32 protein-coding genes and 1 riboswitch are annotated in these 25,239 nt (G+C 63.6%); of the genes, 15 read left to right on the top strand and 17 right to left on the bottom strand.

The features are described 5' to 3' along the window. Positions 1-316 precede the first annotated feature (316 nt). Entirely contained in the window at positions 317-1,300 is a 984-nt protein-coding gene (locus ABZ677_RS18960; RefSeq protein WP_358372097.1) for a hypothetical protein, read from the top strand. On the opposite strand, the gene ABZ677_RS18965 is transcribed toward ABZ677_RS18960, so the two are convergent. The 4 genes from ABZ677_RS18965 to ABZ677_RS18980 form a co-directional block, all read right to left on the bottom strand. Then, positions 1,282-1,836 carry a GNAT family N-acetyltransferase gene (locus tag ABZ677_RS18965; RefSeq protein ID WP_358372100.1) on the bottom strand — a complete coding sequence of 185 codons (555 nt, stop codon included), beginning with the start codon at positions 1,834-1,836 and terminating at the stop codon, positions 1,282-1,284. The two genes, ABZ677_RS18960 and ABZ677_RS18965, sit on opposite strands and share 19 nt — an antisense overlap. Before the next feature lie 147 nt (positions 1,837-1,983). Next, a complete protein-coding gene (locus tag ABZ677_RS18970; RefSeq protein WP_037195366.1) occupies positions 1,984-2,403 on the bottom strand; it encodes a TIGR03668 family PPOX class F420-dependent oxidoreductase in 420 nt (139 codons plus the stop codon). 15 nt (positions 2,404-2,418) lie between these two features. Then, positions 2,419-3,786: a bifunctional diguanylate cyclase/phosphodiesterase gene (locus ABZ677_RS18975; RefSeq protein WP_358372103.1), complete on the bottom strand. Its 1,368-nt coding sequence runs from the start codon at positions 3,784-3,786 to the stop codon at positions 2,419-2,421. A gap of 93 nt (positions 3,787-3,879) precedes the next feature. After that, on the bottom strand, positions 3,880-4,944 hold the full coding sequence (locus ABZ677_RS18980; protein ID WP_358372106.1) for a LacI family DNA-binding transcriptional regulator: 1,065 nt from the start codon (positions 4,942-4,944) through the stop codon (positions 3,880-3,882). Between the two features lie 47 nt (positions 4,945-4,991). On the opposite strand from ABZ677_RS18980, the gene ABZ677_RS18985 reads away from it, so the two are divergent. The 4 genes from ABZ677_RS18985 to ABZ677_RS19000 all read left to right on the top strand — a co-directional run bounded on the left by ABZ677_RS18985 (position 4,992) and on the right by ABZ677_RS19000 (position 9,204). Further along, on the top strand, positions 4,992-6,191 hold the full coding sequence (locus tag ABZ677_RS18985) for an MFS transporter (protein ID WP_358372109.1): 1,200 nt from the start codon (positions 4,992-4,994) through the stop codon (positions 6,189-6,191). A 45-nt stretch (positions 6,192-6,236) separates the two neighbouring features. Beyond that, positions 6,237-6,301, top strand: a riboswitch (cobalamin riboswitch). 67 nt (positions 6,302-6,368) lie between these two features. After that, the gene (locus ABZ677_RS18990; RefSeq protein WP_358372112.1) at positions 6,369-7,397 is read left to right on the top strand and encodes an ABC transporter substrate-binding protein; all 1,029 of its coding nucleotides are present in this window, start codon (positions 6,369-6,371) and stop codon (positions 7,395-7,397) included. Continuing rightward, positions 7,394-8,419, top strand: a complete 1,026-nt coding sequence (locus ABZ677_RS18995) for an iron chelate uptake ABC transporter family permease subunit (RefSeq protein ID WP_037195372.1) — start codon at positions 7,394-7,396, stop codon at positions 8,417-8,419. The genes ABZ677_RS18990 and ABZ677_RS18995 overlap by 4 nt, the downstream gene beginning before the upstream one ends. Further along, positions 8,416-9,204: an ABC transporter ATP-binding protein gene (locus ABZ677_RS19000; protein ID WP_037195374.1), complete on the top strand. Its 789-nt coding sequence runs from the start codon at positions 8,416-8,418 to the stop codon at positions 9,202-9,204. The genes ABZ677_RS18995 and ABZ677_RS19000 overlap by 4 nt, the downstream gene beginning before the upstream one ends. Before the next feature lie 80 nt (positions 9,205-9,284). On the opposite strand, the gene ABZ677_RS19005 is transcribed toward ABZ677_RS19000, so the two are convergent. Beyond that, positions 9,285-9,755, bottom strand: coding sequence for a nuclear transport factor 2 family protein (locus ABZ677_RS19005; protein WP_170945853.1), 471 nt, complete (start codon positions 9,753-9,755; stop codon positions 9,285-9,287). 60 nt (positions 9,756-9,815) lie between these two features. On the opposite strand from ABZ677_RS19005, the gene ABZ677_RS19010 reads away from it, so the two are divergent. From ABZ677_RS19010 to ABZ677_RS19020, 3 genes are all read left to right on the top strand, one after another. Beyond that, positions 9,816-10,184: a glyoxalase gene (locus tag ABZ677_RS19010; protein ID WP_358372116.1), complete on the top strand. Its 369-nt coding sequence runs from the start codon at positions 9,816-9,818 to the stop codon at positions 10,182-10,184. Positions 10,185-10,386: 202 nt separating this feature from the next. Continuing rightward, complete coding sequence (locus tag ABZ677_RS19015) at positions 10,387-10,806, top strand: tetratricopeptide repeat protein (protein ID WP_358372392.1); 420 nt, start codon at positions 10,387-10,389, stop codon at positions 10,804-10,806. 84 nt (positions 10,807-10,890) lie between these two features. Beyond that, complete coding sequence (locus tag ABZ677_RS19020) at positions 10,891-11,322, top strand: PPOX class F420-dependent oxidoreductase (protein WP_358372119.1); 432 nt, start codon at positions 10,891-10,893, stop codon at positions 11,320-11,322. Between the two features lie 108 nt (positions 11,323-11,430). On the opposite strand, the gene ABZ677_RS19025 is transcribed toward ABZ677_RS19020, so the two are convergent. After that, positions 11,431-12,300 (bottom strand): AraC family transcriptional regulator, encoded by an 870-nt coding sequence (locus ABZ677_RS19025; protein WP_358372122.1) that lies wholly within the window; start codon positions 12,298-12,300, stop codon positions 11,431-11,433. A gap of 88 nt (positions 12,301-12,388) precedes the next feature. Continuing rightward, complete coding sequence (locus tag ABZ677_RS19030; protein WP_358372125.1) at positions 12,389-13,249, bottom strand: helix-turn-helix transcriptional regulator; 861 nt, start codon at positions 13,247-13,249, stop codon at positions 12,389-12,391. A 130-nt stretch (positions 13,250-13,379) separates the two neighbouring features. Here ABZ677_RS19030 and ABZ677_RS19035 point away from each other — a divergent pair, with 130 nt between their 5' ends. After that, complete coding sequence (locus ABZ677_RS19035; RefSeq protein ID WP_358372128.1) at positions 13,380-14,453, top strand: aldo/keto reductase; 1,074 nt, start codon at positions 13,380-13,382, stop codon at positions 14,451-14,453. A gap of 8 nt (positions 14,454-14,461) precedes the next feature. Here ABZ677_RS19035 and ABZ677_RS19040 read toward each other — a convergent pair whose 3' ends face one another. Beyond that, the gene (locus ABZ677_RS19040; protein ID WP_358372130.1) at positions 14,462-14,926 is read right to left on the bottom strand and encodes a GNAT family N-acetyltransferase; all 465 of its coding nucleotides are present in this window, start codon (positions 14,924-14,926) and stop codon (positions 14,462-14,464) included. Positions 14,927-15,323: 397 nt separating this feature from the next. Between ABZ677_RS19040 and ABZ677_RS19045 the strand changes: the two genes are divergently transcribed. Together ABZ677_RS19045 and ABZ677_RS19050 are read left to right on the top strand one after the other, a co-directional pair. Then, on the top strand, positions 15,324-16,049 hold the full coding sequence (locus ABZ677_RS19045) for an HAD-IA family hydrolase (RefSeq protein WP_094740531.1): 726 nt from the start codon (positions 15,324-15,326) through the stop codon (positions 16,047-16,049). Then, positions 16,042-16,284 carry a hypothetical protein gene (locus ABZ677_RS19050; protein WP_358372133.1) on the top strand — a complete coding sequence of 81 codons (243 nt, stop codon included), beginning with the start codon at positions 16,042-16,044 and terminating at the stop codon, positions 16,282-16,284. Before ABZ677_RS19045 ends, ABZ677_RS19050 begins: the two co-directional genes overlap by 8 nt. Before the next feature lie 323 nt (positions 16,285-16,607). Here the strand turns inward: ABZ677_RS19050 and ABZ677_RS19055 are convergent, their stop codons facing one another. Together ABZ677_RS19055 and ABZ677_RS19060 are read right to left on the bottom strand one after the other, a co-directional pair. Beyond that, a complete protein-coding gene (locus tag ABZ677_RS19055; RefSeq protein WP_358372135.1) occupies positions 16,608-17,057 on the bottom strand; it encodes a MarR family winged helix-turn-helix transcriptional regulator in 450 nt (149 codons plus the stop codon). A gap of 29 nt (positions 17,058-17,086) precedes the next feature. Next, entirely contained in the window at positions 17,087-18,217 is a 1,131-nt protein-coding gene (locus ABZ677_RS19060) for a Cmx/CmrA family chloramphenicol efflux MFS transporter (RefSeq protein ID WP_358372138.1), read from the bottom strand. Positions 18,218-18,434: 217 nt separating this feature from the next. Between ABZ677_RS19060 and ABZ677_RS19065 the strand changes: the two genes are divergently transcribed. Then, complete coding sequence (locus ABZ677_RS19065) at positions 18,435-19,097, top strand: hypothetical protein (protein WP_358372141.1); 663 nt, start codon at positions 18,435-18,437, stop codon at positions 19,095-19,097. Positions 19,098-19,103: 6 nt separating this feature from the next. On the opposite strand, the gene ABZ677_RS19070 is transcribed toward ABZ677_RS19065, so the two are convergent. The 3 genes from ABZ677_RS19070 to ABZ677_RS19080 all read right to left on the bottom strand — a co-directional run bounded on the left by ABZ677_RS19070 (position 19,104) and on the right by ABZ677_RS19080 (position 21,345). Next, positions 19,104-19,316, bottom strand: a complete 213-nt coding sequence (locus tag ABZ677_RS19070; protein WP_037195400.1) for a hypothetical protein — start codon at positions 19,314-19,316, stop codon at positions 19,104-19,106. A gap of 16 nt (positions 19,317-19,332) precedes the next feature. After that, the gene (mraY, locus tag ABZ677_RS19075; protein ID WP_032397044.1) at positions 19,333-20,403 is read right to left on the bottom strand and encodes a phospho-N-acetylmuramoyl-pentapeptide-transferase; all 1,071 of its coding nucleotides are present in this window, start codon (positions 20,401-20,403) and stop codon (positions 19,333-19,335) included. Between the two features lie 117 nt (positions 20,404-20,520). Further along, positions 20,521-21,345 (bottom strand): helix-turn-helix transcriptional regulator, encoded by an 825-nt coding sequence (locus ABZ677_RS19080; protein WP_358372145.1) that lies wholly within the window; start codon positions 21,343-21,345, stop codon positions 20,521-20,523. Between the two features lie 45 nt (positions 21,346-21,390). Between ABZ677_RS19080 and ABZ677_RS19085 the strand changes: the two genes are divergently transcribed. Both ABZ677_RS19085 and ABZ677_RS19090 read left to right on the top strand, forming a co-directional pair. After that, positions 21,391-21,768: a VOC family protein gene (locus tag ABZ677_RS19085; protein ID WP_358372148.1), complete on the top strand. Its 378-nt coding sequence runs from the start codon at positions 21,391-21,393 to the stop codon at positions 21,766-21,768. A gap of 19 nt (positions 21,769-21,787) precedes the next feature. Continuing rightward, on the top strand, positions 21,788-22,174 hold the full coding sequence (locus tag ABZ677_RS19090; protein ID WP_094740536.1) for a VOC family protein: 387 nt from the start codon (positions 21,788-21,790) through the stop codon (positions 22,172-22,174). A gap of 4 nt (positions 22,175-22,178) precedes the next feature. On the opposite strand, the gene ABZ677_RS19095 is transcribed toward ABZ677_RS19090, so the two are convergent. The 3 genes from ABZ677_RS19095 to ABZ677_RS19105 form a co-directional block, all read right to left on the bottom strand. Next, positions 22,179-22,703, bottom strand: a complete 525-nt coding sequence (locus ABZ677_RS19095) for a DUF664 domain-containing protein (RefSeq protein WP_037195406.1) — start codon at positions 22,701-22,703, stop codon at positions 22,179-22,181. Between the two features lie 102 nt (positions 22,704-22,805). Then, positions 22,806-23,159: a PLD nuclease N-terminal domain-containing protein gene (locus ABZ677_RS19100; protein WP_358372152.1), complete on the bottom strand. Its 354-nt coding sequence runs from the start codon at positions 23,157-23,159 to the stop codon at positions 22,806-22,808. A 102-nt stretch (positions 23,160-23,261) separates the two neighbouring features. After that, a complete protein-coding gene (locus ABZ677_RS19105) occupies positions 23,262-23,879 on the bottom strand; it encodes a LysE/ArgO family amino acid transporter (RefSeq protein ID WP_358372155.1) in 618 nt (205 codons plus the stop codon). A 75-nt stretch (positions 23,880-23,954) separates the two neighbouring features. Between ABZ677_RS19105 and ABZ677_RS19110 the strand changes: the two genes are divergently transcribed. After that, positions 23,955-24,809 (top strand): LysR family transcriptional regulator ArgP, encoded by an 855-nt coding sequence (locus ABZ677_RS19110; RefSeq protein ID WP_358372158.1) that lies wholly within the window; start codon positions 23,955-23,957, stop codon positions 24,807-24,809. 1 nt (position 24,810) lies between these two features. Here the strand turns inward: ABZ677_RS19110 and ABZ677_RS19115 are convergent, their stop codons facing one another. Continuing rightward, positions 24,811-25,215, bottom strand: a complete 405-nt coding sequence (locus ABZ677_RS19115; RefSeq protein WP_037195412.1) for a hypothetical protein — start codon at positions 25,213-25,215, stop codon at positions 24,811-24,813. Positions 25,216-25,239 lie beyond the last annotated feature (24 nt).

Genomic DNA, 25,239 nt, shown 5'->3' on the forward strand with positions numbered 1-25,239 from the left:
GGGATCCAGTGTTTCGGTCATCATCGATCCTTCCCGCCAAGCTCAGCTCGGCGTGTCGAACCAAGGACCGGATCCACCGTTATTCAGACAGTCCCCAATGTGACGTTCAGTGGCCTTTTCGGCAGTCAATGGCACATCGAGTGGACCTGGAATCGAGTGCGGGCAGCGAATCTTCGGGGCATTGGATCGTGGTGCAGCGTCGCCTCGGCGCACGAGGGTCGGCAGTTTGTCCACAGGGCGTGAGTTGTCCACAGGGCAATTGGTTTCCCGTCGTCGTGATGGATTCGGGGTGTGCGGACTGTGCATCATCTTGGTTATGAAGCGGGGTGGAGCACGAGTCGACGCGAAGGTAATCGCGGCTGCGTCGGATCGCGGCTTCATGAGGACAGCGCATCTACTCGAACTCGGGGTGGCGTCGAAGACCATTGTTCGACGCACTCAGCCGGACGGCAGCTGGTCACGGGCGCTGCCTGGGTTGGTGTTCTTGAAGAACCGCTCGCTGACGCCGATGGAACGCGCCACCGCGGTGGCGATCTACTGCGGCAAAGATGCTCTCATCAGTGGTCGGGCAGGGTTGGCGTTGCATGGATTCGGTACGTCGGGCTCGCTGGAGGAGACATTTGCACTGATTCCCGAGCCGCAACATCGCAAGTCCGTGAGCTTCGCAGTGGTGGAGCGAACGTGGCGAATGCCCACGGCGGAGATCAGGTCGGGGCTCCGCGTCGCGCCGATCGTTCGGTGCTTGTGCGATGCAGTTCGGCGGATGAAGAATGCCGAGCAGTGCCTGGCGCTGATTGCAAGCGTCGTGCAGCGAGGCGCGGCCACCGTGGACGCGATCATCAAGGAGCTCGACGCCGGCAGTACACGTGGGACGGCGATGCCGCGACGGGTGCTGCGGGAGTTGGCGGCCGGCGCGCATTCCGTTGCAGAAGCCCAGGCGCAGAAGCTGTACGCGCGCAGCGGACTTCCGGCGATGCAACACAATGTGGTCGTCCACGACGAGCGGGGAAAGTTCCTGTTGATCGCCGACAATTGGCTCGATGACGTCGCATTGGATTGGGAGATCGATTCGCTGGAGTACCACCTCTCGCCCGCGGCGCACAGGGCGACGGTGGAGCGTCGTGAACGAGCGCAGAACGCCGGCCTCATCGTGGTGACACATCTGCCGAGCGATATTCGAGACGATCCGGAACGCGTGCTGTCCGACCTTCGGGCGCGCTACGAGCAGGCCAAGGCGCGACCGCGACCGAACGTCACGGTTCGGCCGCGAGCAGATCAGGCTTATCGTCGGTCGGGCTGATACACCCAGACCATGTGCTCGCCGGTCTCTGAAACAGCTGCGATCGGTTGATGCTCGATCCTGTCCAGAACGAATCCAAGCCGCCTGGGTACGGCCTGGCTTCTGAGATTTGCTGCATCACAATGAATTTCGACTCGGCGGATCCCGTCCAGTTTCAAGGCCTCCTGTATGAGGGCAGCGACGGCCTCGCTGATCACTCCACGTCCCTCCGCCTGGGCATCGAGCCAGTAACCCAATTCGATTCCGTGCGGGCCGATTCGGCGATGCATCCCGATTTTGCCCAGAAACGCACCGCCGTCGTGGTCGAAAATTCCATAATCGAACATCTCCCCGGCATCCCACTGCTCGACGGCCTCGGCGATACGAGCTAATTGTGCCGAAGGCTGTGTGGCTTCTTCGGTCGCCCAACCCATCCAGGGCACGAGGCGAACGAGATTGCGATCGATCGCGTCGGCAATGGCAACCGCATCGTCGACCGATTCGCGACGAATGACGAGTCGGTCGGTGACAATCCGATCGGGAGGCACGTCGAGCATGGTCAGCAGTGTGTCAACAGTGCACCCGACTTGCCAACGAATTTCGCCGCACTTCCACCTACCCGCAGTCCACTCGATGTGCCATTGACGGGCGAAAAGGCCACTGAAGGTCACATTGAGTGGTCAAAGCGGGGGCAGGGGGCGGGGTCAGGAAGCCGACCAGGATCTCCAGGACAGTTTGTCGATGATGATGACTGGACCCTCGGGTCTGTTGTTTCTGTATTGACTGTATTTCGCGACCAAGGCGTCGGTGGCCGATGTGCCTTCGGTGCTGGAGGATTCGACGATGTGGGCGGATCCGTCTGCGCGGATCCACCAGAGTTGGGACCAGTCGTCGGTGTAGTGGTCGACGATGAGGCTGACGGCGGGGTCGGCGCGGATGTTGTCGAGTCGCTGGAGTTTTCGGGTTGTTTTGGGTTTCCAGTCGATGGCGGTGAAGATGCGGTCGCCGGTGGGCGCGACGGCGAAGACGATCGGTACGAGGTGCGGTGTGCCGTCGGGGTTGATGGTGGAGAGTTGGGCTCGGGGTGCGTCGGTGAAGCGTTGGACTTCGTTGTCGATCTTCACGTTCGGTTCCTCGGGTTAAGCGGATTCGCTGTGGGTGCTGTGTCGGGTGATGAATTGTTCGAGTGCCGCGACGGGCATGGGGCGTCCGAGTAGGTGTCCTTGGCCGAAGGTTACGCCCATGTCGGTGCAGATCTGGAGTTGTTCCGGTGTCTCGATTCCCTCGATGACGGTGTCCTTGCCGAGGGTGGTGGTGACGTCGACGAGGGCGGTGCAGAGCGTGGTCATGGCGCGGCGTCGGTGCAGGTTGTCGCTGTCGAGGTGTTGGGTGAGTGATTTGTCGATCTTGAGGATGTCGACGGGGAGGGTGGCGAGTCGTTCGAGGGAGGAGAAGCCGGAGCCGAAGTCGTCGATGGCGATGAGGACGCCGTGGCGTTGGACGTCGCGGAGTTGGTAGTGGACGGCGTCGAGGTCGTGGAGTGTCTGTGATTCGGAGAGTTCGAGTGCGAGCCGTCCGGGTTCGATGCCGTAGGTGTCGACGGTGTCGATGACGTCGGTGGCGAGGGTTCCTGTGGCGAAGTGGGCGGGGCTGATGTTGACGCCCACCTGGAGGTGGATGTTGCGGGCCTGCCAGTCGGCGATCGTGTGCGCGACCTCGGCGAGTATCCACAGGCTCAGCGGGACGATGAGGTCGGCGTCCTCGGCGAGGGGGATGAAGGTGTCGGGCATCAGTAGGCCGAGTTCGGGGTGGTTCCATCGAATGAGTGCTTCGGCCCCGACGACCGTTCCTGTCGCGAGTTCGACGATGGGTTGGTAGACCATCGTCAGTTCGCGCTCGACCATGGCGATGCCGCGTAGTCGTTCGATGAGTTCGAGTCGGGTGCGGTTGGTCTGGTGGAGCTCGTCGGTGAAGACGTGGTGTTCGTTGCGTCCGACGGCTTTGGCGGCGTGCATGGCTGCGGCGGCGTTGTGGACCAGTTGGGTGGCGCTGATGTCGGTGTCGGTGCTGGAGGCGACTCCGACGCTGGCGGTGAGGGTGAGTTGGTGGCCGCCGAGCTCGAAGGCGGGCTCGAAGATGCTCGTGAATCCGGCGGCCATGGCGCGCGCGGCGATGGAGTGGCAGCCTCGTGCGATGACGACGAATTCGTCGCCGGTGAGTCGGCCGATGGTGTCGCCGGGCCGGGTGGAGGCAAGGAGTCGGTCGGCGATCATGCACAGCAGGTCATCGCCTTGGGCGGGGCCGAGGGCGTCGTTGAATTCTCGGAATCCGTCGATGTCGACCAGCAGGACGCTGAACTGGCGGTCAGGGGTGCGTCGGTCGAGCTCGGTGGTGATGAGGGCAAGGATCTCGATGCGGTTCGGGAGGCCGGTCAGCGCGTCGTGTTGGGCTGCTGTTCCGGACACGGCTGCGACATGACGGGGCGGCGTGTCGTGCTCTCGGCTCATTGTTCCCCCTCATGGCCGGATAGCCACGAGTGATACTAGCCCAAGAGTCCGGTTAGACGCCATAAACAGGGAACATCCCCTTTTTATGGACTATTAGATCACGGTGTTCTCGGTTTGTGTGCCGTTTGTGCGACCTGTCGATATTCGTTCTTCGATTCTCCAGATCGCGTCGTCCACACTGTCGCTGAGTCCGAGCACCCACCGGGCCGCCGACCGCCCCTGATCGAACAGCGACTGCGCGACGGTGGTCAATCCGGCTTCGGCTGCGGCGGGGGAGTCGTCCCACCCGGTGACGGCCAGTCGCCCCGGAATGTCGATTCCGGACACGGTCGCAGCATCGAGTACCCCGAGGGCAAGTTCGTCGCTCATCACGAGCAGTGTGTCGACGGCATTGTCCTGCAACAACAGTCGCGCTGCTCGGTCGCCTTCTGCGCGGGCGTTGTCGGTGGTGAACAGTGTCGGTACCGTCGACCAGTCGATCCCCGATCGCAGGCATGCGTCTCGGTAGCCTGCGAGCCGCGCTCGGGTCACCGGCATCGAGATGTCCGACGCGTCCGCGCCACGCACGATCGTCGATTCGCGTCGGGTATCGGGTCTGAGGGCGACGATGGCAGGTCGAGATCGGCTGTTCAACGCGGTCGTGGCCACGGCGTCGGCTGCCGCTCTGTCGTCGATGGCGATCCAGTTCAGTCCGGGGTGGTCGGGCCCACCCTGGATGCACGTCGGGCGGCCGGTGTCGACGAGCACGTCGAGCAGGGGGTCGTCGATCTCGGTGGTCCACACGACGTACCCGTCGACCTGTGCGTCCCTGATGCGTGCGTTGTCGGTGTCGCGGTGCAGGTTCGGCAGCATCACCAGCGCGGTGTCGGCGTCGAGACACGCTTCGGCGATACCGGACAGAAAGCGTCGAGCCTGGGGATCCTCGAATGCATAGGTGAGTTTCTCGCCGAGGACGACACCGATGCTGTTGTGCCTGCCGCTGCGCAGTGACCGCGCGGTGCGGTTGGGACCGGCGTAACCGAGGGTGGCTGCTGCCTCGTGCACGCGATCGCGTGTGGCCGCCGAAACCCGGCTCGGTCGGTTGTAGGTGTACGAGACGCTCATGGTGGAAACGCCTGCGGACGCTGCGACGTCAGCCATGGTCACCCGAGTGTTCACCGGGCCACTGTAGCGCGCCGCACGGACCGTGTGTAACGATACACAACATGTCTTCGCCGCTACCGAAGCTGCTGGTGCTCGCCGCAGCCGCATTCATCTACGTCACGGCGGAAACGCTGCCGGTGGGGTTGCTCCCCGAGATCTCCGGGGACCTCGGTGTCGGCGAATCCGCCGTGGGTCTGCTGCTGACCTTCTACGCGTACGGCGTCGCGGTGATGACGATGCCGTTGATCCGGTTCGTGCGCGACTGGCCCCGACGTCGCGTCGTCGTCATCACCGTTGCTGCACTGGCACTCTCGCAACTCCTCTCGGCGGTATCCGTCGGATATCCGATGTTGGTGATCTCCCGAATGCTCTGTGCGGCAACACACGGAGTCTTCTGGGCCGTCGTCGCCCCGGTCGCGGCGTCGCTCGCGCTACCCGGCAAGCAGGGCAAGGCGATCGCCACGGTGTACGCCGGTACGTCGCTGGCGCTGGTGGCCGGCAATCCACTCACTGCCGCACTGGGCCAGTGGTTCGGATGGCGCACGGCAGCAACGATTCTCGGCGTCGTTGCCGCAGCGATCGCCGTGGCGTTGTACTTCGTCCTCCCGGCACTGCCGGTCACCCGGGCGGCTTCGGAGACGAAGAAGACACCGCGGGTGCTCGACGGCACCCTGGCCGTTCTGTGTGGAGTGACGTTTCTGGCCGTCCTCGGTCATTTCGCCGCGTACACCTACTTCTCGGTGATCGTCGACCGTGCCATCGGATCGGCGGGTACCACCCTGACTCTGATGTTGATGCTGTACGGACTGTTCGGGGTGATCGGCATCTGGGTGATCGGCAGAACCTACGACCGGTGGCCCCGACACTCGACCATCGGGGCCCTGGGTGCGGTCGCAGCGGCAGTGGCGATTCTCTGGTGCACTCTGAGCGGAGCGCCCGGTAGCTGGGCCGTGTTCGCCGTCGGTGCGATCGCCCTATGGGGACTGGCATTCACCACCCTCCCGGTGTGCATCCAATCGGCAGTGGTCAGAGCGGCCCCGGCCGATGCGGACAAGGCGTCGGCGATCTATGTCGTTGCCTTCCAGTTGGCGATCGCGACCGGTGCTCTGGTGGGCGGTGTGGTGATCGACCTCAGCGGCATCGTGGCCGTCACCGCAGCTGCAACGGCGCTGGTGGCCGCAGCGCTGGTGGTTGTCATCGTGGCGCGCAGGACCTTTCCGCGCAGCTATGCCCAGGAGCCGGTGACAGCAGCGGCACGCTGACCCTCGAGGTGCCCCGCACGATAGGGTCAGCGAGCGACGAACGAGGGAATCCGGTGCAATTCCGGGGCTGGCGCGCAACGGTGACGAGTGAGAGCTCGAAGTCCGAATGCTCGGACGTCGCGATCCACCTCCACCCGCGGCTCCGCGACACGAGCCCTCAGCAGGAAGCTCCTCACGATGCGCATCACACTCGCCGTCCTAGGCGCGGTCTCGATCCTCGTTCTCGCCGGTTGTTCGTCCACCGCGACCACCGACGCGGCCACCCCGACCACCGGAGACTATCCGCTGACCATCGAGAACTGCGGCCGCGACGTCGTCGTCGACGCCCCGCCGCAGCGGGCAGTGTCGCTGAATCAGGGTTCGACGGAAATTCTGCTCTCACTCGGCCTCGCCGACCGCATGGTCGGCACCGCCACCTGGACCGATCCCGTCCGCGCGAACCTCGAATCGGAGAACGCCAAGGTCCCCAGGTTGGCGGACAACAAGCCCTCTCTGGAGGTGGTCCTGGACGCCGAGCCCGACTTCGTCTCCGCGTCGTTCGGCGGCACCCTCGGGCCGGGAGGCGTCGCCGACAGGGACCAGTTCGAGCAGCTCGGTGTGCCGAGCTATCTCTCTCCCACCGACTGCAACGGCAAGACCGACGACAGCGTCAACTCCGACGGTGCGCGTACATCACCGCTCGAAATCGAGACCGTGTACCAGGAAATTCGCGACCTCGCAGCCATCTTCGACGTGCGTGATCGCGGCGAACGCTTCGTCGGCGAGCTGCAGGATCGCTTCGCGACGGCATCAGGAGCCGTCGACGCCTCGGGGGTGACGCTGGCGTACTGGTTCGCCGACACCGACACCCCGTACATGGCCGGATGCTGTGGGTCGTCGGGCATCATCACCGGATCCGTCGGTGCCCAGAACATCTACGCCGACACCACCGACGAATGGCCGCAGGTCAATTGGGAGAGTGTTCTCGATCGCGATCCCACCGCGCTCGTGCTCGCCGATCTGAGTCGACGGAGCATCGCCGGTGATGCTCTCGACAGCAAGATTGCCTTCCTGGAATCGAACTCCGTCACCAGTCGGCTCACCGCCGTCGAGGACAAGCGGTACATCGTCGTCAACGGTGCTGACCTCAACCCGTCGATCCGCACGATCGACGGGGTCGAGAAAGTTGCCGCAGCGCTGCAGAATTGGGGACTGACCACCCCATGAGCCGGACCGATCGCGGGTTGCTGATCCCGCTGCTGCTCGGTGGCTTCGTGGTGTTGGTGCTCTCGATCGGCGTGGCCGTGACGATCGGCCCGGCCAGTGTGTCGGTATCCGATGTGTATCGAGTGATACTGGGGCACATCGGGATCGGCACCGCCGGAGTGAGTCGCATCGAGGACGGCATCGTCTGGCAGTTGAGGTTGCCCCGAACGCTGCTCGCTGCCATCTGCGGTGCAGGCCTCGCTCTGTGTGGAGCCATCATGCAATCGCTGTTGCGCAATCCCCTGGCCGACCCGTTCGTGTTGGGTATCTCGTCGGGCGCATCCACCGGTGCCGTCTCCGTCGCGGTGCTCGGTGTGGGCGGCGGCGCACTGTCGCTGTCCACCGGAGCTTTTGCCGGAGCACTGCTGTCGTTCGTCCTGGTGATGCTGCTCGCCGCAGGTGCGGGCGGCGGAAACGACCGCGTCGTACTCGCGGGAGTAGCAGGGACGCAACTGTTCTCGGCTCTCACGTCGTTCATCGTCATCTCCTCGGCCGATGCCGAACAAACCCGCGGGGTGCTGTTCTGGTTGCTCGGCTCCCTGAGCGGCGCCGACTGGACAGACGTGGCATTGTGCGGCGGTGTCGCACTGCTGGGAATGGTGGTGTGCCTGTTCAACACCTCGGCCCTCGATGCCTTCACCTTCGGGCACGACGCCGCCGCGTCCCTCGGCGTTCCGGTGAAGTATGTGCGAATCCTGTTGCTGGTCATCACCGCACTGATCACGGCCGCTCTGGTCAGTGCCGCCGGAGCCATCGGATTCGTAGGACTGGTACTTCCGCATGCCGCCCGCTTCCTCGTCGGCGCGCGCCACCGAAGACTGCTCCCGACGACGGTGGTGATGGGCGCAATCTTCATGGTCTGGGTCGACACCATCGCCCGAACTGTGTTCGCACCACAGGAAATTCCTGTCGGAGTGGTCACCGCTCTGATCGGCGTGCCGGCCTTCGCGCTCATTCTCTTCCGGCTACGGAGGTCCCGATGACACTGCACGCCAGAGACATTCGATGGACCCGCGGTGGACACCCGATCCTCGACGGCATCAGCTTCGCGCCGGAACCCGGCGAGACCATCGGCCTGATCGGCCCCAACGGCTCGGGCAAATCCTCGCTACTGCGAATCCTCGCCGGCATCGTCGCCCCCGACAGCGGCGACGTGCTGCTCGACGGAGACAACCTGCGAACACTGCGTCGACGCCGCATCGCCAGACGCGTGGCGATGGTCGACCAACACTCCGACACCGACGTCGACATCAGTGTCCGCGACGTCGTCCGTCTCGGCCGCATCCCCCACCACGGCATCCTCGGCGGCGACGCAGCCGACGACGACGCGGCGATAGCGCAGGCACTCGCCGACACCGCCATGGCGTCGAAAGCCACCCGACGATGGCACACCCTCTCCGGCGGCGAACGCCAACGAGTCCAGATCGCCCGAGCCCTCGCCCAACAACCCACCGAACTACTGCTCGACGAGCCGACCAATCACCTCGACATCCAACACCAACTCGACATCCTCACCCTCGTCGCAGGCCTACCCCTGAGCAGCTACATCGCCCTCCACGACCTCAACCTCGCCGCGATGTTCTGCAACCGCATCATCGTGCTGAACAACGGCGCCATCGTGGCATCGGGAACCCCGAACGAAGTGATCACCGAAGACCTGGTGCGCACGGTATACAACGTGCACGCCAGCGTCACGAATGCCGACAATTACCCACAGGTGACCTATCGCCGCCCCGCCCCATCCGACCCCGGAGTCCACTCGATGTGACATTGACCGTCGAAAAGGCCACTGAATGTCACATTGAGTACCAGCCGAAGTGGTCCGCCGAGTCGATTGGCCCGGCGGATCTAGAGTTGCCGCAGTTTCTTCTCGAATGCGTCGAGGCGGGTGGTGTCCTCGAAGAAGTCTTCTTGCGAGATGATTTTTCCCCAACTCGTGCGGACCAGGAGCACTGTGCGGTTGCTGTAGATCTGGGTGCCGTCGGCTGCGTGGGCTTGGTCGTCGAAGCGGGCGAGCAGCGTCATACGCCAGGGTGCGCCGCCGCTGTAGATTTCCGTGATCTGGCCTTTGATTCCGGCAGCGACGAAGTCCTGGAAGAATTTTTCGATGGCCGGGCGGCCGCGGTGCGTGCCCGACCAGCGGCTGTCTCCATCGGCGAACTTGAGCACGGCGTCTCGGTGGAATGACGACAGTAGCGGGCGGTAGTCGCCGTTGTTCAGTGCTTCGATGTCTCGCTGCAGCTTGAGTGTCAGCGCTCGCATCAGCAGGAGCTTGAATGCGAAGGCCGTCGAGATGCCGGCCAGAAATCTCAGTTGCATGCCCATACGTTTGCCTACCGTTCACCGGCGTGTCAATCGAGATGGCGGTACGTTCGTTCGATGATTCACCACGTGCAGGTCGCCTGTCCGGCGGGCGGCGAAGACCGCGAGCGCGAGTTCTACTCGGGTGCTCTCGGCTGGCAGGAGATCGCGAAGCCGCCACCGTTGGCCGTCCGCGGCGGCTGTTGGTTTCGCGTGCCGGGAGTGGGCGGTCCCGATGGTGAGGTACACATCGGCATCGAGGACGACTTTCGCCCGGCGCTGAAGGCGCACCCGGCCTTCGTGGTCGATGTCGATGCGACTGCTGCAGCGTTGACGTCTGCCGGCTACCCGGTGAAGTGGGCCGATCCCGAGGAGATCCCGGGTCGACGGCGGTTCCATACCCGCGACGGCGTGGGCAATCGAATCGAATTCTTGGCAGCTCGATAGTTGTCGAGTGTCATCGCTACGTCGGGGAGTCGGCCTCGTCGATTCTCCGGACTACGTTTCTTGTGTCGCGAAGGACAATGCAAGTGCCGAGATACAGCGGTGGCGTCGGGCCGTGGCATCGTGGACGATCGATTCCATGCTGAGTTGGGAAGATCGAATTGCCGCATTCTGGCGCGACGCGGACGATACAGACCCCGTTCGTATGCGGATCCAGATCGACCAATTGCTTTCAGCCTCAGAGTGTTCTGACGCCCGTGCATTGTTCGAGCGAGCTTGCCTGGAGGACTTCTTGGGCGAAGAATCCGCGGCAGTTCCGCTGTACGAGGCGTCGTTGTCCCACGGGCTCGATATCGACAGGGAGAACCAGGCTCGGATTCAACTGGCGAGTTCGCTCCGCAACGTGGGTCGACAGGACGACGCATTGGCAATGCTGGAGGAGTTCGAGTTCTCAAACCAATACTCCTCTGCGCGAGATGCTTTCGTGGCACTCGCACTCTGGGACAAGGGCGACGGTGCACAGGCTCTGCGGAACGCACTGCATGCCGCAGACCCGGCCTTGGGGAGATACCGTCGAGCAATCGGGGCGTACGCGGCGGAGCTGTTCGACGACAGACAACCGTGAGGTCGGAACGGAACAAACGCCTCGTCGACGGCGTTCCCTGCTGAAGTTCGTGCATGCTTGTTTCGACTACCAAAAGGGGACTCCATGACCGGAAGCACCTACGATCCACATGCGCTTCTCGAGCAGAGCCGAATCGGCGTGCTGGCCACCATCAAAGCGAGCGGAATGCCGCAGCTATCACCGGTGACGCCGTTCTACGACCGGGAAGCCGGCACCATCACGATCTCGGTCACCGAAGGGCGAGCGAAAACGACGAATCTACGCCGAGACCCTCGTGCCGCGCTCGAAGTGACCAGCGCCGACGGCACAGCATGGGCGACGGCGGAGGGAACCGTCACCCTCACCGGCCCGGGATCGTCACCCGACAGCCGCGAAGTCGATGCCCTGGTGGACTACTTCCGCGCCGCCGCCGGTGAGCACCCCGATTGGAACGAATACCGAGCAGTAATGGTCGCCGACCGACGAGTACTGGTGACCATCTCGGTCACACACGTCTACGGCCAATCGATCGCCTGACACCTCTTCCGGTCCACTCGATGTGACATTGACCCCCAAAAAGGCCACTGGATGTCACATTGAGTAGCCATGGCTGGCCGCGACGGCAGGGGGAGGAGTGAAGGACGGCTATCGACTTCGTTGGACTGGAATCCAGAGTTCTCCCGCTCCCGAGGTCCAGTCGGGGGAGGTTTCGGTGACGGTCAGGATCTCCGGTCCCGGGATTGTTTCGTAGGGGTTGGAGGGGAACCATTCGCTGAAGGCGTCGGCCCAGAGTTGTTGCAGTGCGGGCGCGAGTGCGGTGTCGCTGCTTGTCTCGAATACTGCCCAGGTCGATGCGGGCACTGCACGGGTGTCCCAATCGGGTGTTCCAGGCACGGTGCTTGCAACGGCGAAGTAGTAGTCGAAGAGACTGCCGTCTTCGCGTTCGGGCTCGAAGCCGTCGCTGACGAAGAGAATGTCGGGGAGTTCGGGCAGGTCGGCTAGTTCGCGCAGTTGTTCGCCGGTGCCCGGTGTCAGGTGTCGATGGAATTCGGTCATGGCGGTGTTCTCGCCGTGGAACCGGAGTGGGATTCGGGTGGTTCTGCCGACGATATGGAACGCCGGCAGTTCGGTGATGCGGTATCGCATGGTGCTTCGTCCTTCGATGGTCAGGTGAAATGTCACTGCTTGTCTGGAACGCAGGACGGCTCCGGGTCGGCGTGCTCGAGATGGTGTGATGCCGTGCAGGTCTCGGAAGGCGCGGGTGAATGCGTCTGCGGTGTATCCGTACTTCGTCGCAACGTCGAGTACGCCCTGTCCGTCGAGAATATCCGCTGCTGCCAGCGTCATTCGCCGTTGTCGGATGTAGTGCGACAGCGGTAGCCCGGCGAGTGCCGAGAAGACGCGTCGAAAGTGATATTCCGATGTGAGGGTGATCCGAGCGAGCTCGGTCGGATCGATCTCGCGGTCGAGATTGCTCTCGATGTAGTCGAGCGCTGCGTTCCATCGTTCGAGCATGTGCCGATGACCTTCCTTTGTTCTGCCCAAAACGATAGGAGCACGGCACCGATGGAGTCTCGACTTTCCGTGTCGCGAAAGGTCGGATTCAGATGGTGCGCAGATGCCGCTCGCCACGTCGTCGTCGCAGCCGACCGAGTTCATTCAGCGCAGAACGAGATCGCGCGTCCGCGGGTCGGTAGACGATCAACCGCAGGTCCGGGTCTCCGAGTGGCGTGAGAACATCGAATGTCACGGTCACCGGCCCGACGAGCGGATGTCGCATCGGTTTGTCACCCCGGTTCCGAACGGCCACTTCCCGAGACTGCCAGAACCGGGAGAACTCGCTACTCCCTCGTTCGAGCTCGTCGATCAAGGCGGCGAGCACTTCGTCGTGTGAGTGGTTCACCCACGCGGCACGTAGGTCGGCTACTGCGCCCCGGACGACGTCGTCACGTGCCTCGTAGAATCCGTCGAATCGTTTGTCCAGGAAACACATTCGCAGAACGTTGCGTTCCGAGGCCGGACGGTCGTCGATGTCGAGCAGAAGCGCGGCCATTGTTTCGTTCGCCGCCAGGATGTCGAGTCGGTGATTGAGCACCATCGCCGGCAGCGGGGCGATATCGCCGAGCAACTGATGGATTCCGGTGGGAATCTGCTGGGCAGTGGCCCGCTCGGGTGCCCGGTGTCCGGCGAGCGTGAACAGGTAGCCGGTCTGATCGGACGACAGCTTCAACGCATTCGACAGTGACCGAACCACCTGAGCGGATGGTCGAACATCCCTCGCCTGCTCGAGTCGAACGAGATAGTCGACGCTCACCCCAGCCAGCGCAGCGACCTCCTCGCGTCGCAAACCAGGTGTACGTGAAGCCCCGATTCGTGGCGGCAGACCGACATCCGACGGGACGAGTGCCTCGCGTCGGGCACGCAGAAATGCCGCCAGTTCGTCTCGACCCAGCCGCGTACTCACCCGCTTCAGGGTAGGCCACTCCAGCGTGATCAGCCTGGTACCGCCCTTCCCAGGATGATCACGCCCTTCCCGTTGCCAGACGAGACCGGGACTGTGAGCTGGAGTGAACCGTGAACGAGAGGAACAATCTATGACGCGCATGGACGAGTACCGACTGCTGGGACGCTCCGGTCTGCGAGTATCACCATTGTCGCTGGGAGCCATGACATTCGGCGATGCCTGGGGCTGGGGTGCGGACGAGGACGACTCGAGGAGAATCTTCGACGCCTACCTCGACGCGGGCGGAAACATGGTCGACACTGCCAACATTTACACCGACGGCCAATCGGAGCGGTACCTGGGCCGGTTTCTCCGTGGCCGTCGCGATTCGGTCGTCGTCGCGACGAAATACGCGGCGACGCGTGATCCGCCGGATCCGAATGCCGGTGGGGGCGGGAGAAAGAGTCTTCGCGGGTCCGTCGAAGCGAGCCTGAAGAACCTCGGTACCGATTACATCGACCTGCTGTATTTGCACGCGTGGGACGGAATGACGCCGAGTGACGAGATCATCGCATCGCTCGGCGAACTCGTCCGCTCGGGAAAGGTTCTGTATCTGGGTGTTTCGGATACTCCAGCGTGGGAAGTCGCTCGTATGAACACCACCGCAGAGCTTCGTGGATGGCCGTCTTTTGCGTCACTTCAGGTGGAATACAGCCTGATCGAGCGAACTACCGAGCGAGAATTACTCCCTATGGCAGCCGATCTGGGACTCGGTGTGATTCCTTGGGCTCCGCTCGGCGGTGGAGTGCTGACGGGTAAGTACTCTGCCGCGGACCTTGCCACGGCCGGTTCCGACAGCCCATCAGGAACCCGTCGTGATCACGCGAAGGCAAACGGAACGCTGACCATACGGGGCCTCGACATCGCGAAAGTAGTCGTCGACGTCGCACACGAACTCGGTGTGTCCGCTGCGCAGGTGGCGCTGGCATGGACGCTTCGGAATCCGTCGGTCACCAGCTCTCTGATCGGGGCTCGGACCGTTGAACAGTTGAGGCAGAACATCTCTGCTCTCGATGTGGTCTTCGACGAATCCCAGCTCGACAAGCTACATGCAGTCAGCGCTGTAGACCTCGGGTTTCCGCACGAGTTTCTGACACGACCGATGGTGCGCGGCGTCACGACCGGACGCACCAGTACTCGACCCCGCCCGAATCGGCGGTGGTGAGCCGCACATCATGGCACCGGAGGAGACCGAAAGATCATGGGCTCACCGTCGTCGACGAGTGTGAACCCGGCACGCTCGAGCACCCGGCGGGAGGCCGTGTTCGCCCGGTACACCTGCGCCGCCAGTGGAAGCGCGGCCGCGTGCTCCTGCGCGTGGAGGAGCATCTCGCCTGCGTATCGGTGACCCCAGTGCTCCGGATGCACCCAGTACCCGACCTCGATGTGGTCGGATCGTCTGATCAGGCTGAGCAAGCCGACGGGGTGTCGATCCTCGTCGGTGCCGATGAACCACTGCTGCACATCCGGCCGTTGGCTGCCCGTCGCGCTCAGTGCCTGCGTGAATCGGCGATCGAAATGGTCTCTACTCCAGGGCTTTCCGTCTCCGACCCAACGGACGACCTCAGGGTTCGATGCCATAGAGAATAAGAAGTCGGCGTCGGACTCCTCGGCGGGGCGCAACAGAATCCGTGTCACAACTCTCGAACCCGCGAGGTCAGGTCCCTGCCCGCATCGCCGGTGTCGGCTCTCTCGAACAGCAGCGCGGATACCTCGTCGACTACGCCGATGCTGTCACTGTCGATGCTCATGGGGCTGCCCTTCGTCATCGTTCGAGTCGGCTCGCTGGAATTCTAGCCGGGGCGTGACGCCACTGCAGGGAGGTTGAAGTGCCCGATGTTTCCCACGACAGGCCCACGGTGAGCTACCCGATATACATTGTTGCGCAGTAGGTTTGATTCCCGGTCGGTCAGCGCGCACATCGACGGCCGGACAAGCGAGAGCAGATGACGGGCGGTAGGCTGTTCATGATCTGCAGACGGTATCGGCACGAGCAGTCGGCCGCCATCGAGTTTTCGCAAGGAGACCAAACCACATGAATCTCGCCGACTACGACGTCCTGAGCTTCGATTGCTACGGAACGTTGATCGATTGGGAAGCCGGTATCCTCGACGTGCTCAGGCCATGGGCGCAGCAGGCCGGCTCGCCGTTGTCCGACGACGAGCTGTTGTCGGCGTACGGTGTCAACGAGTCTCAGGCGCAGCGGGATTCGCCCTCGGACCTGTACCCTCGGATACTTGCCGAAGCCTTCGCGCGGACCGGTGGCACGCTGGGAATACCGGTCTCGGCCGAGTGGGCGGACAAGCTCGGGGCTTCCGTTTCGGACTGGCCGGCATTCGAGGATTCGGCCGACGCGTTGTCGTCCCTCGGGGAGAGCTACAAGCTCGTCATCCTCTCCAATGTGCACCGCGACGGCTTCGCAGGTAGCAATCGTCGGCTCGGCGTGCAGTTCGACGCCATCGTCACCGCCGAGGATGTCAAGGCCTACAAGCCGGCCGACAACCACTTCGATGCGCTCGACGGAGTTCTCGAGACGCTGGGTGCCCCACGATCTCGACTACTCCATGTTGCGCAGAGCCTGTTCCACGATCACGTACCGGCGAAGCGGCACGGCATCGCCTCGGTGTGGATCGATCGGCGGCACGATCGTCCCGGATGGGGAGCAACGCCGGAGCCATCCGGGGAATACAGTGTCGACATGAAGTTCCCGAGTATGGCCGCATTCGCAGCAGCGGCCCGCGAAGCCCGCTCGGATGCGTAAGGTCTCGATCCTGATCGGCTTCTCACTCGGGCTCATCGCCTCTATCGGTATCGTCCTGTGGGCCGATGCGCCGCGTCGAGTGAACTACGCATTCGTCGCAGGCAATTCGCAGTACTCGGAGTTCCTGGGTATGCCCGGGCAGCTGGCCACCCTCGTCGTCGGTTTGCCCGTTCTGGGCGCAGCGTTCGGTTTCGTTGCAGGCGTGCTGATTTCGAGGGCGCGTAGGAAACCCTGATCCTAGGATTGCTGTTCGCGAACGATATACGAGCGCGAATGGTGACGGCGACTCCACCGGCGCTGGCCGCTATGTGTCCGATGGCCATGAGACCAGATGGAAGCTTCCGTGTCGACGGACGAACCAGCACTCCGAGACCGACCACGGCACCGAGAAGCGACGCCCGGTAGTACGACCATGATCTCGAAGAGCGGCCAGGGCTCGATGACTCCGATAAAATGCTAGTTGCTCAGCGGCATAGAAGGCGATCGACGCCGAGCAGACGACCGACATGGTCGAGATACCGACGAGTGCTCGCACACGTGGGCCGACGCGCCTGATCGTCACCAATGCCAGGCGTCACCTCCGACGTTCTGGATCGTTCGTTGCAGGACTCGAATGGTGGTGACGAACTCGTCCTGGCCTATTCCCTGCATTCGTTCGTCCTGCAGCATTTGTTGAACGTCTGCTGCTCGCCGAAACAGTGCTTCACCTTCCGGGGTGAATGTCACGCGCGAATTCGATTCCACGACCAAACCTTTGGCGCGTGCAGACTCGATGGCCTCGACGATTGCTTCCGGCGTGTCGTTGTGCCCGATCTTCTCGATGGTCTCGGCGCGATCGGCCCCCGCGGGATGTAGCGAGATCTGGTGCAGGAGCCACCATTCGGGTTGCGTCAGCCCGATATCGTGGAGCGCGCCGAGAATCCGTGCTCGAATTGCCTCCCCGGCGCGCACGGTCCAGAAGCCGATGGGTTGACGCTCGGGCGGTTGCATGGGTCTGTTTGATGTCATGAAAACGAGCCTAAAACCTGAACATAGCTTCAGGTCAACAACGAGCGCAGGATCAGGGCCGTAGCCACCACAACGGCGCTGGCGGCAAGTGGTCCCACCGGACCGAGGACGGAGGCGTAAGCCCATCCGCCGAGGGCAGGGCCTGCAGCGGCACCGATGTTCAGGCTTGCTGTTGCGAATGAACCCGACATCGTCGGTGCGTCGACTGCCGTGCGCATCACCTGGCTGACCAGGGTGCTTCCGAGGGCAAACGACAAACCGCCCTGAACGAACGCAAGCAGTAGAACAGCCGTCGGCAGGTGGGCCAGGAGGGCGAAGCAGCACCAGCCGCCGAGAAGTGCCAGGCCGCCGATAGACACTATGCGGGAGGTGTGCCGGTCCCCGTACTTCCCGGCGGCCGACACCCCGCACAGAGCGCCCGCTCCGAACAAAGCGAGTACCAGGGGAACCGATGCCGGACGCAACTCTGCACGTTCGATGACGACCGTCGCCAAGTAGGTGAACGAACAGAATGTGGCACCGTTGATCAGAGCACACAGAGCGAGGACGCGAATCAGCGAAGGAGTCCGTAGCGCAGCACATTCGGTGGTCAGCGAGACGTCTGCTCGATGGGTTCGACGGTCAGGTGCGGCGATTGCCACGGCGACCAACGCGGGCACCGAGAGAAAAGCTGTTCCCCACAGAGCCGCGCGCCAGTCGAGAAGTGTTCCGACCAACGTGCCGGCCGGCACGCCGAGAACGAGTGCAAGTGTTGTGCCGGCAAGGATCGTTGCCACTGCGCGCGAGATCCGGTCGGGGGTCACCAACGCCGTGACCGTCGCCAGGGTGACCGCAAGAAAACCGGCGTTGGCGAATGCTGCGATGATCCGGGAAACGAACAGCACTTCGTAACTTGTTGTTGTTGCGCCGATTACGTGCACGGCGATGAAGGCAACCAAGAAGGCAGTCATGGCAAGGCGGGGTGGCAGGCGCCGTGTGGCAACAGCCATTGTGGGGGCACCGATGATCATGCCGACGGCGAATGCCGAGGTCAGTAACCCCGCCGTGGGCACAGTGGTGTCCAGGTCGGTGGCGATATCGGGCAGCAACCCGGCCAGAAGGAACTCGGAAGTGCCCTGGGCGAAAACTGCAGTGGCAAGCATGAATACGAGCGGTGGCATGTGTGTGCTCCGAATGTACGACGGGTCCAGGACAGTTGGACCGGCACACGGGTGCTCACCGAGTGGTTCGTAGTCGAGCGCGTCTGGCTTCTCGAGCTACCGGGGTGCCGGTAGCTCTGATCTGGATGCCTCGGGCGAACTCACCGACACACCGTAACGCGCGTTCTCTCCCGATGCCACCGAGTTTCCTTCGGGTCTCGTGGGTAGAGTCCCGATCGTGGACAGCCCATCAGGGAAAGGCCTCGTGGCGGTGCTCGCCGCAGTCGGTGCCTCGACAGGTGCTGCAGCAGCGGTGGTCTGGCACGTCGCGATTGCCGGCTCGTCCGATGGTGCGCCGGATTTCGGTTCGGCCTATCTGCGGCCGAATTGGTTTCCCATCACCCTGTACCTCGTCGGTGCCGGGCTGGCAATCGGGTTGGTTGCGGCGTCATTTCTCGTCGATACCGGTCTGCGTCTCGTCCAGGATCGCCAACGCAGTCGGATCGATTTGTTCGCGTTGCTGATCGTGATCGGTGCAATGCTGGGATCGGGCGCTGCGCTGGCGTGGACCTACTTGCCGCCGCAACCCACTGAAGTCGTTGTCATGCCACCGGTGTGGCCCCGGTATTTCGAGACCAACGACGGCGCCGCCGGACTTCACCAATCGCTGTACAGCGGTGCCATCGGCGGGATCTCGGTTGATCCCTATTCGGATACGAACTCCGCCACGATCGTTCTCGAGAGTGATGTTGTCCCATCGACCTTCACCCCCACCATCGGCGATCCGTGGCTGGTGTTTCCGATCGGTGGAGTAGCGATTGCCGCGTTGGCCGCATTGTCCTTGTCGCTGCGGGACTTCCGCCTGACCGTGGTGTCGCGCTCGGATCAGGATGCTGTGTGACGAGCCTTATTCGTCGGTGCGCAGTTCGTCGACCAAGGTGAACAGCCGGCCCAGGTAGTCGCTGTGGAAGACCTCCGTCGCGCGAATCTTGGCGTCCCCGTCGAGACCGAATTGAAGGTTGACGAGTTCGACCCCGATGGCGACGCGTCGAGCATCGAGTTGTTCGAGCTCGGCGGCGAGAGCGTCGACCTTGGCAACCGGAGACAGTTCGTCAGTCATCCCAGAATCGTAGAGGTCAGCCGACGGCCGCGAGGAACTCGCTGTAGAACAAACCGAGTCCCAGCGCCGACGCGATGGCCGCGAACAACCACAGTCGGATGATGACCGTCGTCTCCGCCCAGCCTGCCAGTTCGAAGTGGTGGTGGATCGGTGCCATTCGGAACGGCCGCTTGCCGGTGCTCTTGAACGACGCGACCTGGATGACGACGGAGGCACTCTCGGCGACGAACAGGGCTCCGAAGACGAGGGCGATCAGTTCGGTCTTGCTCACGATCGACAGTCCGGCGAGCAGTCCGCCGAGGGCGAGTGAGCCGGTGTCGCCCATGAAGATCTTGGCCGGGGCTGCGTTCCACCAGAGGAATCCGATACAGGCACCCGCGGCGGCCGCGCAGACGACTGCGAGGTCGAGTGGATCGCGCACCTGATAGCACCCGGCGACGGAGTTGGTCGCGCAGGATTGCCGGTACTGCCAGAACGTCATCACCGTGTACGCGCCGAGGACGAGCGTCATCGACCCCGCCGCCAAGCCGTCGAGCCCGTCGGTGAGGTTGACGGCATTGGACCACGCGACGACGAGGAAGACGCAGAAGAGGACGAAGACGATCGGGGCCATGGTGAAGAAGGTGGACTGGCGTACCAACGACAATTCGACATTGCCCGGAGTCAGCCCGTTCCCATTCCGGAACTGCAGCGCCAGCACGGCGAAGATCACCGCCGCACTGATCTGCCCGACGTATTTTCCGGTCGCCTTGAGGCCGAGGCTTCGCTTCATGCGGAGTTTGATGTAGTCGTCGAGAAAGCCGACCACACCGAGTGCGGTCGCAAGAGCGAGTATCAACAGCGCCGATGCCGACGGTCCATCGCCGCCCATCGTGACCAGGTGGGAGCCGAGGTAACCGGCCCACAGGCCGACGATGATCGCGACGCCGCCCATCGTCGGCGTTCCTCGCTTGGCGTGGTGACTCGCCGGACCTTCGACGCGAATCTCCTGGCCGAAGCCCTGCCGAGTGAACAGCGCGATGAGAAATGGAGTCAACAGAATCGAGACCGCCAACGCGATTCCACCGGCGATGAGAATGTTGATCATGCGTTGAAGCCCACTCTTCCTCTGTGCTGCTGTTCCCCACCACGATGCTTGTCGAGCACCGCGGGATACTGTGCCAAACGAATCGGCAAAAGTCGCATTGCGTGACGAAGGCGTTACTCAGGATTGGTAGGCGCTCGGCGGCATTCCGACCAATTCGGTGAACTCCCGAGTGAAGTGAGCCTGGTCGAACCAGCCGTATCGCGCGGCCAGGTCTGCCAGCGGACCCGAGTAGCCGCTGTCGAGCTCGCTGAGGGCGTCGTGAATCCGATATCGCCCGAGTACCCACTTGGGCGTCGCGCCGACATAACGCTCGAACAGCCGCTGCAATCGACGAGTGCCGATGCCGCACCGCTGTTCCACCTGTGCGACGCGAACCAGCGTCCGGTCGCGCAGCATCGCCGCGATGATGTCCAGGACGGTCTCGTACTCCGGTTCCACGTCACCGGCGTAGGGCGCGAGAACCAAGTCGACGACGGTTCGGCAGTGGTCGGCATCCAGGTGTCCTCCCAGCTCGGCCAGTGCAGCGACGGTCTCGGACCGGAACGGGGTCGGTGGCGCGACCGAGACGTCGCGCAGGGTCCGTGCGACGGTTCCGGTGAAACTCGCGTAGCCGCCGGGCCGGAACTTGACGCCGAAGACCCAACCGGACTCGGCGAGGACGACGTCGAAGCGGCGCGTGAGCACACCCGTCACGACCACCGGATCGACGACGCCCTCGCGGGTCCAACCGTGTTCGACGCTCAGCGTGCAGGCCGGGTGCGGGAGCGTCGAACTGCGATAGGAGACACCCGACGGCAGATCCCAGCGCAGCTGCCAGTAGTTCTCGACCCATGGTTCGAGGGACGGGGCACACGGCAGCCGTACCAGGTCGACATGCTCCGCCAACTGATCCGGTCGCAGGACGCCGGACTGCGTGGCTGTCGCGTTTTTCCTATCCGGCACGCGCGTCAGTGTAGGAGTCTGGTCCGACACGAGGAGGAGAACACCATGACCGAGACACCCGTTGCCACCCTGAAGATGGTCACCCTGGACTGCGCAGACCCCGAGGTCAGTGCCACGTTCTGGTCGTCGCTGTTGGGCTGGAGCGTCGTCCATGCGGAGAAGGACTACGCGATGCTGCAGGGGCCGAGCAGTGCGCTCGGATTCGGTCGCATCGACGACTATCGGCCTCCCGCTTGGCCCAATGCCAACTGCAGCAAGCAGTTTCACTTCGATCTCGCGGTCGAGGACCTCGACGCAGCGGCGAGTGCGGCAGTGGAGCTGGGTGCGTCGCTGCCCGAGGACCAGCCGGGCGAGACCTGGCGCGTGCTGCTCGACCCGTCGGGGCATCCGTTCTGTCTGACGAATGCCGCGAACTGGGGCTGACCGGTCTAGCCTTCTTCTCGTGAACCCTCGCCTCGCAGGAATCGAAATCGTCGTCGCCGACATGGCCTCGGCTCTGGCGTTCTACCGCGTTCTGGGACTGGACATTCCGGCCGAGGCCGATGCCGAGCAGCATGTGGAGGTCGACCTCGGCGGCGTTCGCCTGTTGTTCGACCTGCCGTCGACCATCACCTCGTTCGATCCGACGTGGACGCCGCCCAGCGGGGGACACCGCGTCGCCCTTGCCTTCGATTGCGGGACGCCCGACGGGGTCGACGCGGCGTGGGCAGCGGTGACCGCGGCGGGGTACACCGGCCACCTGCAGCCCTGGGATGCGTTCTGGGGACAGCGTTATGCGGTCGTGCACGACCCCGACGGCACCACCGTCGATCTGTACGCGAACGTCTGAGGCGTCAGCTCTCGGGTTCTTCGCCGGTCGGTCCGCCGGCCAGTTCGACAGCGATGTCGAGATGACCGAGATGGCGGGCGTATTCCTGGAGCACGTGGAAGCAGATCCAGATCAGCGTCGGCTGCTCGTCGGTGAATCGTCCACCCAGGCTGGCCGATTCGTCCATTCGATGTGAGCTCAGTACCTCGTCGGTGAGGCGGGCACCGTCTGCGAGTCTGCGCAGCAGGGTGTCGGCGTCCACATCGGAGGGCACATGCCACGACCCGTCCTTCTGGTCTCCCCACGGTGCGTCGACTGCGCGGCCGAGGAATCCCCAGACGAACCAGCGCTGCTCCATGTGCACCAGATGGGTCAGCATCTGCAGTGGGGTCCACTCCGAGGGAACGGCTGTGGTGGTCAGGGAATCGCCGCTCAGGGCCGTGATTCGCCGAACCAACTCGCCGCGATAGAAGCGCAGGTATTCGCGAAACAGGTCGGCGGGATCGGAGAGGGCGGAGTTCGGTTCGGGAAAGACCGTCAACTGGGCCATGGTCTCTCTATTCGTCGGGTAGTGGGCTGAGTGTCCACAATTCGGCTCGGCAGGCGGAAAACCGTCCGCAGACGAAAATTGTGGACACTGAGCGATGTTGGCTCAGTCGTTCTTGCGCTGCTCGCGGGCGATGCGGCGCTGTTCCTCGGCTCGGGCGCGGCAACGGCGTAGGAATTCCTCGTCGCTCTCCTGCGATTGAGCAACGGCGCGTCCGGGTCGTGCGTCGTATTCGGGGTAGGCCGACGAGGTACGAGGCATGCCGCTGCCACCCCAGATGCCGCCGTTCTCGGGTCGGCCGACGACGAGCCACGCAATCGACCCGGCGAGCGGCAGAACGATGACGAGCAGCAGCCACACCATTTTCGGAAGATGGCGGATGCCGGAGTCGTCGGCGGTGATGACGTCGATCAAACAGAAGATCGACAGCAGCATGATCAGCAGGCCGAAGTACGGCACGGGAAATCCTCCAGGGTTGTCAGACCGTGCGGTCGGTCTTTCGCGACTATCAGATCACTCGTTGTACCGCGGATCAAGTGCTGGGACGTCAAGTGTCGTGACTCAGCCGAGCACCAGCAGCGCCGCCAGTGTCAGCATCATGATGCCGATCCCGAGGTCGAGTACTCGCCACGCCGCCGGCCTCGCGAACAGTGGACTGAGCACCCGCGATCCGTATCCCAGGGCGGTGAACCACAGCACGCTGCCCAGCATCGCGCCGGCGGCGAACCACCACCGCAGGTCACCCGGCTGACGGTTCCCGATCGACCCGAGGAACACCACAGTATCGAGGTAGACGTGAGGGTTGAGCCAGGTCAAAGCCAGGCACGTGGCGACGGCGGCGATCAGCGAACCGCCACCGTGCGCCTCCGCGGTCATGGCGGACGGTGTGCGGGCACGGTTCAGTGCCATCAGCCCGTAGACGAGAAGAAACAGTGCACCGAGGATGGTCACGACCCGCAGAGCGGCGGGAAACCGGTCGACGAGAACGCCGATTCCTGCCACCCCGGCCAGGATGAGAACCGCGTCGGACAACGCGCACACTGCCACCACCGGCATTACGTGGGCGCGTTGTAGTCCCTTACGCAGTACGAATGCGTTCTGAGCTCCGATGGCGACAATCAGAGAGAGTCCGACGCCCAATCCGGTGAGGGTCGATTGTGCGGCGGCGAGCGAGGTCATGCCGGCAACGTTAGGAGTGCACCACCGTTAGGTCCAGCGAATGTATTTGAGGAATGATTAGCGTAGCTTAATCTGATGGAGATCGAGCAGCTCAGAGCGCTGCGGGCAGTGGTCGACGGCGGAACATTCGAGGCCGCGGCGCGCGCGCTGCACGTGACGCCGTCCGCGGTGAGCCAGCGCATCAAGTCACTGGAACAGTCGCTCGGTCGGACTCTGGTTCAGCGGAGCAAGCCGGTGGTGGCAACCCAGTCGGGCGTCGCCGTGCTGCGTCTGGCGCGTCAGATCGACACTCTCACCGAGCAGACTCGGGCAGAACTGGGTGACGACGGCGTTGCTGCGCCCCTTTCGCTTGCCGTCAATGCGGATTCGATGGCGACCTGGGTGTTGCCCGCGCTCGCTCCACTGGCGCGCAACACCACCTTCGATCTGCATCGACAGGATCAGGACCGCACCGCGCAGTTGCTGCACGACGGGATCGTCTCCGCCGCAATAACATCAGTGGCCGAGCCGGTTCGTGGCTGTACCGTCCGACGCCTCGGCGCGATGCGCTACCGGCCGTCGGCCACCCCGGAGTTCATCGAGCGATGGTTCGCCGCGGGAGTGACGGCAGAGGTTTTGCGCTCCGCTCCGGTGGTCGTGTTCGATTCCGACGACCGGTTGCAGGACAACTACTTACAGCGTTTCGGTATCGAACCGCACGAACCCCCGAGGCATTTGGTACCGGCCTCTGCCGACTACGCGCGGGCTGTCGACCTCGGCTTCGGCTGGGGCATGATCCCCGATTTGCAGGCCCGTGACTCGCTGAAGTGCTTCGACGACAACGGAATCGACGATGTGCTGCTCTATTGGCAGCAATGGTCGCTGTCCTCTGCAGCACTCCAGCGAGCGGCCGACGCCGTGGCAGCGGGCGCGGCACGAATGCTGCTGTAGCTCAGGCCGGACTGTCTTTCGGCACGATCTCGGGCAGTCCATCTCCGATGGGATCGAGAATCGCCGCCGATCGGGTGCCCCACCGCTCGTGAGCCGACTGCCGCGACATTCCGACGGCCGTCCCGATCGTCGCCCACGTTGCGCCCTGAACTCGAAGCACCACAACGGTTTCGATGCCGTCGAGTCCCGCTGCCATTTGCACGCGAAGACTCAACAGATGCCACGCGACGCTGCGTCGTGCGGGCAGATCGGTCGATTGCTCGGCTTCCCAGTCCGGTGTGCCCGGCAGGGGTCCTGTGCCGATGATCTCGTCGGCGATGCGCCCGGCCTCGGTGGCCGCTGCCGTCACGACGGCCCGCGTCGCCGCGGTGATATCTGCCTCGGTTGCGAGGGTGATGGGATCCATGACCGACCTCCTGTGTCAGGAAAA

Origin of the sequence: Rhodococcus sp. NPDC006774, from assembly GCF_040636045.1 — a bacterium.
In the GTDB taxonomy this organism is placed as follows: Bacteria; Actinomycetota; Actinomycetes; order Mycobacteriales; family Mycobacteriaceae; genus Rhodococcoides.

Coding starts and splice junctions, on each gene's coding strand:
- ABZ677_RS19035 (WP_358372128.1), top strand. CDS start 13,380: ATGACGCGCATGGACGAGTACCGACTGCTGGGACGCTCCGGTCTGCGA.
- ABZ677_RS19025 (WP_358372122.1), bottom strand. CDS start 12,300: ATGCTCGAACGATGGAACGCAGCGCTCGACTACATCGAGAGCAATCTC.
- ABZ677_RS19095 (WP_037195406.1), bottom strand. CDS start 22,703: ATGGCCCAGTTGACGGTCTTTCCCGAACCGAACTCCGCCCTCTCCGAT.
- ABZ677_RS19005 (WP_170945853.1), bottom strand. CDS start 9,755: ATGCAACTGAGATTTCTGGCCGGCATCTCGACGGCCTTCGCATTCAAG.
- ABZ677_RS19045 (WP_094740531.1), top strand. CDS start 15,324: ATGAATCTCGCCGACTACGACGTCCTGAGCTTCGATTGCTACGGAACG.
- ABZ677_RS19070 (WP_037195400.1), bottom strand. CDS start 19,316: ATGACTGACGAACTGTCTCCGGTTGCCAAGGTCGACGCTCTCGCCGCC.
- ABZ677_RS19010 (WP_358372116.1), top strand. CDS start 9,816: ATGATTCACCACGTGCAGGTCGCCTGTCCGGCGGGCGGCGAAGACCGC.
- ABZ677_RS19085 (WP_358372148.1), top strand. CDS start 21,391: ATGACCGAGACACCCGTTGCCACCCTGAAGATGGTCACCCTGGACTGC.
- ABZ677_RS19015 (WP_358372392.1), top strand. CDS start 10,387: ATGCGGATCCAGATCGACCAATTGCTTTCAGCCTCAGAGTGTTCTGAC.
- ABZ677_RS18990 (WP_358372112.1), top strand. CDS start 6,369: ATGCGCATCACACTCGCCGTCCTAGGCGCGGTCTCGATCCTCGTTCTC.
- ABZ677_RS19050 (WP_358372133.1), top strand. CDS start 16,042: ATGCGTAAGGTCTCGATCCTGATCGGCTTCTCACTCGGGCTCATCGCC.
- ABZ677_RS19105 (WP_358372155.1), bottom strand. CDS start 23,879: ATGACCTCGCTCGCCGCCGCACAATCGACCCTCACCGGATTGGGCGTC.
- ABZ677_RS18995 (WP_037195372.1), top strand. CDS start 7,394: ATGAGCCGGACCGATCGCGGGTTGCTGATCCCGCTGCTGCTCGGTGGC.
- ABZ677_RS19000 (WP_037195374.1), top strand. CDS start 8,416: ATGACACTGCACGCCAGAGACATTCGATGGACCCGCGGTGGACACCCG.
- mraY (WP_032397044.1), bottom strand. CDS start 20,403: ATGATCAACATTCTCATCGCCGGTGGAATCGCGTTGGCGGTCTCGATT.
- ABZ677_RS19055 (WP_358372135.1), bottom strand. CDS start 17,057: ATGACATCAAACAGACCCATGCAACCGCCCGAGCGTCAACCCATCGGC.
- ABZ677_RS18975 (WP_358372103.1), bottom strand. CDS start 3,786: ATGAGCCGAGAGCACGACACGCCGCCCCGTCATGTCGCAGCCGTGTCC.
- ABZ677_RS19110 (WP_358372158.1), top strand. CDS start 23,955: ATGGAGATCGAGCAGCTCAGAGCGCTGCGGGCAGTGGTCGACGGCGGA.
- ABZ677_RS18960 (WP_358372097.1), top strand. CDS start 317: ATGAAGCGGGGTGGAGCACGAGTCGACGCGAAGGTAATCGCGGCTGCG.
- ABZ677_RS19020 (WP_358372119.1), top strand. CDS start 10,891: ATGACCGGAAGCACCTACGATCCACATGCGCTTCTCGAGCAGAGCCGA.
- ABZ677_RS18965 (WP_358372100.1), bottom strand. CDS start 1,836: ATGCTCGACGTGCCTCCCGATCGGATTGTCACCGACCGACTCGTCATT.
- ABZ677_RS19060 (WP_358372138.1), bottom strand. CDS start 18,217: ATGCCACCGCTCGTATTCATGCTTGCCACTGCAGTTTTCGCCCAGGGC.
- ABZ677_RS19115 (WP_037195412.1), bottom strand. CDS start 25,215: ATGGATCCCATCACCCTCGCAACCGAGGCAGATATCACCGCGGCGACG.
- ABZ677_RS18985 (WP_358372109.1), top strand. CDS start 4,992: ATGTCTTCGCCGCTACCGAAGCTGCTGGTGCTCGCCGCAGCCGCATTC.